The organism is uncultured Veillonella sp., from assembly GCF_963524655.1.
GTDB lineage: Bacteria > Bacillota > Negativicutes > Veillonellales > Veillonellaceae > Veillonella.
Map to the genome: position 1 here is coordinate 1 of NZ_CAURHA010000053.1, position 7,733 is coordinate 7,733.

The 7,733-nt window shown below is 37.1% G+C and carries 10 protein-coding genes; 8 read left to right on the top strand and 2 right to left on the bottom strand.

Annotated features, from left to right (window positions below; translation table 11 throughout):
* Positions 1–189: 189 nt before the first annotated feature.
* Together RYM16_RS08515 and RYM16_RS08520 are read right to left on the bottom strand one after the other, a co-directional pair.
* Complete coding sequence (locus RYM16_RS08515) at positions 190–513, bottom strand: YnfA family protein (RefSeq protein ID WP_009351302.1); 324 nt, start codon at positions 511–513, stop codon at positions 190–192.
* 224 nt (positions 514–737) lie between these two features.
* On the bottom strand, positions 738–1,637 hold the full coding sequence (locus RYM16_RS08520) for a LysR family transcriptional regulator (RefSeq protein ID WP_009351238.1): 900 nt from the start codon (positions 1,635–1,637) through the stop codon (positions 738–740).
* Between the two features lie 297 nt (positions 1,638–1,934).
* Here RYM16_RS08520 and rpsD point away from each other — a divergent pair, with 297 nt between their 5' ends.
* The 8 genes from rpsD to RYM16_RS08560 all read left to right on the top strand — a co-directional run bounded on the left by rpsD (position 1,935) and on the right by RYM16_RS08560 (position 7,632).
* Positions 1,935–2,522, top strand: coding sequence for a 30S ribosomal protein S4 (rpsD, locus tag RYM16_RS08525; RefSeq protein WP_009350991.1), 588 nt, complete (start codon positions 1,935–1,937; stop codon positions 2,520–2,522).
* 1,190 nt (positions 2,523–3,712) lie between these two features.
* Positions 3,713–4,153: a 50S ribosomal protein L13 gene (gene rplM, locus RYM16_RS08530; RefSeq protein WP_009351047.1), complete on the top strand. Its 441-nt coding sequence runs from the start codon at positions 3,713–3,715 to the stop codon at positions 4,151–4,153.
* 20 nt (positions 4,154–4,173) lie between these two features.
* Complete coding sequence (gene rpsI / locus RYM16_RS08535) at positions 4,174–4,566, top strand: 30S ribosomal protein S9 (protein WP_004695188.1); 393 nt, start codon at positions 4,174–4,176, stop codon at positions 4,564–4,566.
* A gap of 239 nt (positions 4,567–4,805) precedes the next feature.
* Positions 4,806–5,597, top strand: coding sequence for an enoyl-CoA hydratase (locus RYM16_RS08540; RefSeq protein ID WP_314983330.1), 792 nt, complete (start codon positions 4,806–4,808; stop codon positions 5,595–5,597).
* Positions 5,598–5,766: 169 nt separating this feature from the next.
* Positions 5,767–6,519, top strand: coding sequence for a 6-phosphogluconolactonase (gene pgl / locus RYM16_RS08545; RefSeq protein ID WP_314983331.1), 753 nt, complete (start codon positions 5,767–5,769; stop codon positions 6,517–6,519).
* A 36-nt stretch (positions 6,520–6,555) separates the two neighbouring features.
* Positions 6,556–6,798, top strand: a complete 243-nt coding sequence (locus tag RYM16_RS08550) for a twin-arginine translocase TatA/TatE family subunit (protein WP_004695192.1) — start codon at positions 6,556–6,558, stop codon at positions 6,796–6,798.
* A gap of 14 nt (positions 6,799–6,812) precedes the next feature.
* Positions 6,813–7,121, top strand: a complete 309-nt coding sequence (locus RYM16_RS08555) for a heavy metal-associated domain-containing protein (RefSeq protein ID WP_314983332.1) — start codon at positions 6,813–6,815, stop codon at positions 7,119–7,121.
* Positions 7,122–7,188: 67 nt separating this feature from the next.
* Complete coding sequence (locus RYM16_RS08560; protein ID WP_054747915.1) at positions 7,189–7,632, top strand: cupin domain-containing protein; 444 nt, start codon at positions 7,189–7,191, stop codon at positions 7,630–7,632.
* Positions 7,633–7,733: the final 101 nt, after the last annotated feature.

A 7,733-nucleotide genomic window follows, 5' to 3' on the forward strand; every position in this document is an offset into this window, starting at 1 on the left:
GAGCGCCTGCCTTACAAGCAGGATGTCGGCAGTTCGATCCTGTCATCGTCCACCAAAGTAAACGGTTATCTTCGGATGACCGTTTTTTAGTATCTAAAAGTACATATGGGTATATAAATAAAGAAGGAGTACAACTGTTCTAGTTGTACTCCTTCTGTTGTAATGCTTATAGAAGTTCTGTATTTCTGTTTATCGAGGTGCGTACATGATGATATATACACCTACGATGCAAACGAGACCGCCGATGATATCATATGTGTCTGGTCGCAAGCCGTCAACAAGCCAGCCCCATAGAATAGAAAGGGCGATGAATACGCCGCCGTATGCGGCGTATACTTTGCCAAAGCTTGCTTCTGGTTGGAAGGTAGGAATGATACCATATAAAAATAGAATAATGGCACCTGCGATTAAATAGAGGGGGCCTTTATCATCGCGCATGTAAAGCCATACAAGATAACCGCCACCAATCTCAGCAAGTCCTGCTAGTATAAAGAAGAGGATAGATAAGAGCATAATAACCTCACTGTATTCTACTACATTAATTGAAATCTATTCTCTATTCTACAACCTAGATTAGGAAAGAGCAATTATTTTATATCCTTAGATTAATAATTGTTTAGAATGAAGGCGAAAATGTACTCATAAATAGATTCTAGTAGTAATGGCATCTTGTGATGGAATCGAGTTATGTATAAAAAACCCGTACACCTAAAAGGTATACGGGGTTTAGTTAGCTTTTATAAGCGTGGTGGTGATTCGCTGTGTACATAGTCCATAAAGGTATGCATAGTTTCTGTTTTAGAGTTATTTTTCTTGAATGCGAAGCACACTTGTAGTTTGAATGGTTTTTCTAAAGGTACAAAACCATCAGTGATGCCTAAGGAATTTAAAATTTGTTTTGCTACGATGCAACCAGAATTATTTTTTTGGCAATAGTCGATCATTGTGTAAGGGTTGGATAAGCGGCTACCACGGATGTGTAGATTTTGTTGACCATTGCCTACGTAGTTTTTCAATGTGCGATACATGAAGTATTTAGGTGGATACATGAGCAAAGGTTGTGACTGAATCGCTTTCAAGCTAGCGGTTTCCATGCCTTCTATTAAATTTGGTGCATAGTATACGAATTCGTCCTCTCTAAGAGCTGTAGATTCGTATGCGGACATATCTTTGTTATTTGGTAAATAGAGTAGAGCAATGTCGATACGATTTTCGCGTAAGTCGAGCATTAACTCTTCTTCTTCCATGTCATAGATGCTGACAGAGAACTCAGGATGATTTTGGAAGAAGTGTGATACGTAACCATTTAGACGAATATCACCTAAACTACGCAGTACACCGATGTTCAAAATCGGACGTTCCACCTTGCTTGCTAGGCGGATGGATTGAATAGCACGTTCTAATGTATCGAGAACTTGTTCTGCTTCTGGTAAGAATAATTCGCCTTCTGGCGTTAAACGGCTACCTCTTGTAGAACGGGAGATTAATTTCACACCAACTAAACGCTCTAATTTTTTCATTTGAGCGCTGAAAGCTGATTGTGTAATATTCATAGATTGTGCTGCTAATGTAAAGCTTCCTGTTTTATTATAAGTAATAAAACTTTGTAGCTCTTGCATTGTAGGTAACTCTTTCATGTTGTTCCCCCAATTTTGTAATAAGAATCCAATGATAACTATTACCTTACTTATTCATATTGTAGCATACTATAATTGTTTTTTCATCTAAATCTATAAAATATGATGAAGCATGCACAATCGATATAGCGTGTACTATTATCATAAAAAAGATTAATTAAAAATTGTGATTATGCACTTATTTCAATAACTTTCACAATTATCATTAATTGACATAAGTAAATGAAAATGATATTATACATGGGTACCATTATGTGTCGGTACAAGTTTTTTATTCAACTATGAGGTGATAATCACATGGCAACGAGAAGAGAGGCTCGATTCAAACTTTGTCGTCGCTTTGGTGTGAACGTATTCGGTCACGCAAAAGCCTTGAATCGCGTCAAAAAAGACCAACGTCAGAAAAAAATGTCTGAGTATGGCACACAATTATTAGAAAAACAAAAAGTTAAAGCTTACTACAACTTGCTAGAACGCCAGTTCGTACGCTATTATGATAAAGCGAAAAAAATGCAAGGTGTTACAGGTGAAAACATGTTGATCCTTTTGGAACAACGTCTTGATAACCTTGTATATCGCATCGGCTTTGGTAACTCCATTCGTCAAGCTCGTCAAATGGTAAACCATGGCCATATTTTGGTAAATGGTCGTCGTGTAGACATTCCATCCTACTCCTGCAAACCAGGTGACGTTATTGAACTTCGTGAAGCTTCCCGCGACAACGAAATGTTCAAAACTAACTTCCAAGAACTTCGTTCTTTCGAACTTCCTTACATTGAAAAAGACTTAGAAGGCTTCAAAGCTACATTCACTCGTCTTCCTCAACGTGAAGAACTTCCTATCGAAGTTAACGAAACACTTATCGTCGAATTGTACTCCAAATAATTTGGCGCTATTGCCCGCAGTGCTATGCACTGCGGGTTTTTGTATATATTGTGTTGTTTGTATTATTACTAAAAGATTGTTTTGAGTATATAAATGAGTGAATTAATTAGATTTTTTCGAAATATTGATCCACAGTTTTATGTCTGTATATTTGGTCTCATTGTAACTGGAATCGGCATATATAATCCTTTATTATTGGGCTTATACTCTCCTGATAACAGTTACAATGAAAGCCCAATTATGATATTGATTTTTAGGCTTATTAGTGGGATGTTGTTTTTAATAATGGTTTTGTATTTATTATATCGGCTTGTTACAGGGACATGGTTTGGTACTTAATCTTGAGTATTTAGATTTTTCAATTAAATGAAAGTAAATATAGAATATTTCTTCTGCAGCAGAGAGAAAGCTAGAAAGTATTGGCCGTTTTAATTAAAGAGGTACTTTGGTAGAATATGTTTTTATTATCATATATTGAAAATATATCATTTAGTCATCTTATAATGATGATATCTCTAATTATTTTTCTTATATATTTTCTTATAAAAGTATTATTGGAAATCTTAAAAAAATATGGCTTTGTAACTTATACAATAGGTCGGGATTATGCTTGGTATAATTGGTTGAGCCTTGTTAATATCTTGTTTTCGTTAGCACTCATAGTATCATCTTACTTTATTGGCTCCGTTGATTTCTTTCAGTTTACATTATCGGAACGCATACTCTTAGGTGTTGTACTATTAGATGTATTATTATCATTTAATATACATAATCACTTATTAGAATATCGAGCATATAATCTTAAAGAGATTAAACGAATAGAATATACTACACAAAGAAAACATTATGTTAGGCAAGCATCTTATTTGATAATTATATGGTTGTTGAGCATATTAGTCTTTAATATTGATTTATGGCTTTTTTGATTTAGTATTGTATCTATTATATCGGCTTGTTACAGGAACATGGTTTAGTATTTCATCTTGAGTATTTAGATTTTTCAATTAAATGAAAGTAAATATAAAATCTATCTTCTACAAAGGTAAAAATCATAGTAACTTTTAATTGACACAAACCCATAAAATCTGTATACTATTTTGAGTAAGCTTTAGTCGTGTTTCCATTAGCCCCGGAAGCAAAGGACAAGCTGATTTTGGTAGAATTATGACGTTATTAGGAGGATATGCAGCATGAAAACTACATTTATGGCCAATCCGAACACAATCGAACGGAAATGGTATGTTGTTGACGCTGAAGGTAAAACTTTAGGACGCCTTGCTGCCGAAGTTGCAAAAGTTCTTCGGGGCAAAAATAAACCAACTTTCACACCACACGTAGACACTGGTGACCATGTGATCGTTGTAAACGCAGAAAAAATTCGCGTAACTGGTAAAAAATTAGAGCAAAAGGAATACTTCCGTCATTCTGGTTATCCAGGTGGTGCTCGTTTCACTAAATTGGCTATGATGCTTGAAAAACAACCTGAACGTGTTGTTGAGATGGCAGTTCGTGGTATGCTTCCAAAAAATAAATTGGGTGCACAACAATACCGTAAATTAAACGTATACGCTGGTCCTGAGCATCCACATGCAGCTCAAAAACCAGAAGTATTAGAAATTTCCGTACGATAATCTAGAGGGAGGAACATATAATGGCAGTAGCACAATATTACGGCACTGGTCGTAGAAAATCTTCCGTTGCTAGAGTTCGTCTGGTACCGGGCACAGGTAAAATCACTGTTAACAAACGTGAACTTAATGATTATTTCGGTCGCCAAACTTTGGAATTGATCGTAAAACAACCTTTGAATTTGACTAACACAGTTGAACAATATGATGTTATCGCAACTGTAGCTGGTGGCGGTCCTTCCGGTCAAGCTGGTGCAATTCGTCACGGTATCTCCCGTGCGTTATTGGACGTAGATGGCGAACTTCGTCAATCTTTGAAAAAAGCTGGCTTCTTGACTCGTGACCCACGTATGAAAGAACGTAAAAAATACGGTCTTAAAAAAGCCCGCAAAGCAAGCCAATTCTCCAAACGTTAATATTTGGAATACAGGTTATTACACCTGCAGACAATGTCTGCAGGTGTTTTTGCATTATAGACTGCTTATAGCTTAGGTCTTATTTTTAGTTTATGGCTTATAGCTTATAGGATAATAGTATTATTTTGATTTTATTGGGTTATGTAATTCTATCATTTACAGGGACATTTAATTCTCCTATAATAGATATATAATAATCGAATTTTTTCGAAAATAGATTTTCATATAGGAGAAATCATATGATTTATAATACAATTCAATACGTAGTGGACAACGGCATAGGTACGTTGACATTTAATCGCCCTACAGTGGCTAATGGTTTTAATATCGAGATGTGCAAGGAGATCCTTGAGGTTTTAAATAAAGCACATAAAGATGATAGTGTTCGTGCATTGCTTATTAATGCTGAAGGCAAGGTATTCTCTGCTGGTGGCGATTTAACAGAAATGGAACGCGCTGTAAACGAAGGCGATACAGAGTCTTTATTTGAAATCGTTGAGCTTGTAGCTCAGATTTCTATGGCTCTGAAACGTTTACCTAAACCTGTTATCATGAGCCTTCAAGGTGCTGCAGCAGGTGCGGCCTTTAACATGGCATTGGCTGCCGATTTTGTTGTAGCTGCTAATAACGTACGCTTTATTCAAGCTTTCGTAAACGTAGGTCTTGCTCCTGATGCAGGTGGTTTATTCTTGTTGACTCGATCTATTGGTATGAACCGTGCTATGCATATCGTTATGACTGGTGAAGCCGTATCTGCTGAAAAAGGAAAAGAACTTGGCTTTGTATATAAAGTTTGTGAATTAGAAGATTTAGAAACGGCCACAAGACGTCTTGTAGAAAAGTTAGCTAAAGGTCCTGCACAATCTTACCGCGTTATGAAGGAAATGATGTGGAATAGTTTCTTAGCTGGCTGGGAAGAATACAAGAAATTTGAAGTAGAAAACCAATGTGAATTAGGTCTTTCCGAGGACTTCAAAGAGGGAGTTCTGGCTTTCACAGAGCGTCGTCGCCCTAAATTTGGTCAAAAATAATAATTATCCTCTTGTAATTGTACCAAATATCATGTAATTTATAAGCAGTTACTAATATAATTCGAACCGATGTGGCTCCCTATATTGAGTTACATCGGTTTTTGCTTTCATTACGATGCAAAAGTGTATATAATAGTACTATTATAATAGTTTAGGAGGTCATTATTACATGGCTCAAAATACAATTAAATGTTATGACAGTCCTAGTGATGTAGTCCAAGTATTAGCGGAGGATTTCATTGCTTTTACCAATGAAGAGATTAGCCGCACGGAATCGTGCATTGTTGGTATCACAGGTGGCACTGTTGTTAATGGTTTGTTAGAATTGCTTAATTCCCCTGAATATATTGAGCGCCTCAACTGGGAGCGCATATTCTTTGTGTGGACTGACGAGCGTTTCTTGCCGCAAACTCACGAGGATAATTATTTTAATCGCGTTAAACCCCATTTGCTTTGTAAGGCAAAAGGGGCGGCTCATTTCTTGCCAATTAATACGGATTCTAGAACCGTTGTAGAGGCGGCTGAGGAATATCAGAAAGAGATTAAGAATGTGCTCAAGGCTTGCAAGAAATCTGGCCTCGATTTAGCATTGCTCGATCTAGGCGAAGATGGGCATACAGCAGGGCTGTTTGCAGGCTCTCACGCACTTCGCGTGGCAGATCAAGAGGTAGTGGCAGTAGAGGATGGCAAGGTATGGGAACGTATTTCTATGACCTTTTCTTTCCTTGCTAAATCCGATGCTGTTTGGTTCACTGTGACTGGTGAAAGCAAGAAAACCGCACTTACTAAGGTGTTGTACCAACGCGAGGATTATGAGGATTTACCTTGGGAAAAACGCATTGGTCGCGTACTACCTGGGGCAGTGCTTTCACAAGAAGCCACTTGGTATGTGGACAAGGCAGCCTATAATGATGTACACTAAAAGATATAAGTTTTAGTAAATATAAAGGAGATACATATGGGATCTATAGGAACACCTGAATTAATAGTTATATTAGTGATCGCTCTAGTTATCTTCGGACCTGGTAAATTACCTGAAGTAGGTAAAGCTATTGGTAAGGGCATCAATGAATTTAAAGATGCTATTTCCGGCCCTAAAAAAGCTGTTGATGAAACGAAAGAAGCCGTTAAAAAAGCGACTACTATCGACGTAACAGCAGGGGCTAAAAACGACGATAAACATAAAGAAGCTAACGATTAATAGGAGGTATTACTATGTGCAAAGATTGTGGTTGCGGTGAAGATAATGGCGTTGTAACAAAGGTATTTAATGTACCTGGTATGATGTGCAACAATTGTAAGGAAGCAGTAGAAGGGGCATCTCTTGCGCTACCAGGTGTATTGAGCTCAGAAGTAAATTTGGACGATAAAACTGTAACGATTTCTTTTGATCCTACTAAATCTGCAGTAGAGGTTATTTCTATGGCTATTGAAAAAACTGGCTTTGAAGTAACAGGAGTTGCAGATGGTGTACAACAACATAGTCATGGTTTAATGGGAACCTTGAAACGTTTCTTCAAATAATCGAACCTTTGGTGCTGTATTGAAACACTGTTTCGATGCAGCACTTTTTTGTATGAAGAGGTAAAATATGATACGCAAGTTTGATGCTAAAAATTTCAAGTGGGATGGCGTCGACACCTTGGTATATAAACAAGATGGTAGTCCTTTTAAAGATGTAACACGTCAAGTGCTATACGATGGTGCTTATGATATTCCATGCCAATTCCGTTATTTTGAATGTTTGCCAGGAGGCTATTCCACATTAGAATATCACGAGCATACGCATATGGTTATGATATTCCGCGGCAAAGGGCAGCTTTTATTAGGAGACGAAATTCATGATGTAGAGTCTGGTGATTTCATTGAAATTCCAGGCAAGACAATTCATCAGTTCCGCGCCAATAAAGGGGACTATATTGGTTTCCTATGTTTGGTAAACCAAGAGCGGGATAAGGTTAAACTATTATCCTCAGAAGAAATGGAAACATTACAGGCAAATCCTAAGATTAAAGAATTCTTAGAAAGTTGCTAATCTATATGGCGGTTATGTGTGATGACCGCCATATCGTTTTATAATCAACTGTAACTGTAACTGTAACTGTAACTGTAACTGTAACTGTAACTGTAACTGTA

Coding starts and splice junctions, on each gene's coding strand:
- rpsI (WP_004695188.1), top strand. CDS start 4,174: ATGGCAGTAGCACAATATTACGGCACTGGTCGTAGAAAATCTTCCGTT.
- rpsD (WP_009350991.1), top strand. CDS start 1,935: ATGGCAACGAGAAGAGAGGCTCGATTCAAACTTTGTCGTCGCTTTGGT.
- RYM16_RS08560 (WP_054747915.1), top strand. CDS start 7,189: ATGATACGCAAGTTTGATGCTAAAAATTTCAAGTGGGATGGCGTCGAC.
- RYM16_RS08520 (WP_009351238.1), bottom strand. CDS start 1,637: ATGAAAGAGTTACCTACAATGCAAGAGCTACAAAGTTTTATTACTTAT.
- RYM16_RS08540 (WP_314983330.1), top strand. CDS start 4,806: ATGATTTATAATACAATTCAATACGTAGTGGACAACGGCATAGGTACG.
- pgl (WP_314983331.1), top strand. CDS start 5,767: ATGGCTCAAAATACAATTAAATGTTATGACAGTCCTAGTGATGTAGTC.
- rplM (WP_009351047.1), top strand. CDS start 3,713: ATGAAAACTACATTTATGGCCAATCCGAACACAATCGAACGGAAATGG.
- RYM16_RS08555 (WP_314983332.1), top strand. CDS start 6,813: ATGTGCAAAGATTGTGGTTGCGGTGAAGATAATGGCGTTGTAACAAAG.
- RYM16_RS08550 (WP_004695192.1), top strand. CDS start 6,556: ATGGGATCTATAGGAACACCTGAATTAATAGTTATATTAGTGATCGCT.
- RYM16_RS08515 (WP_009351302.1), bottom strand. CDS start 513: ATGCTCTTATCTATCCTCTTCTTTATACTAGCAGGACTTGCTGAGATT.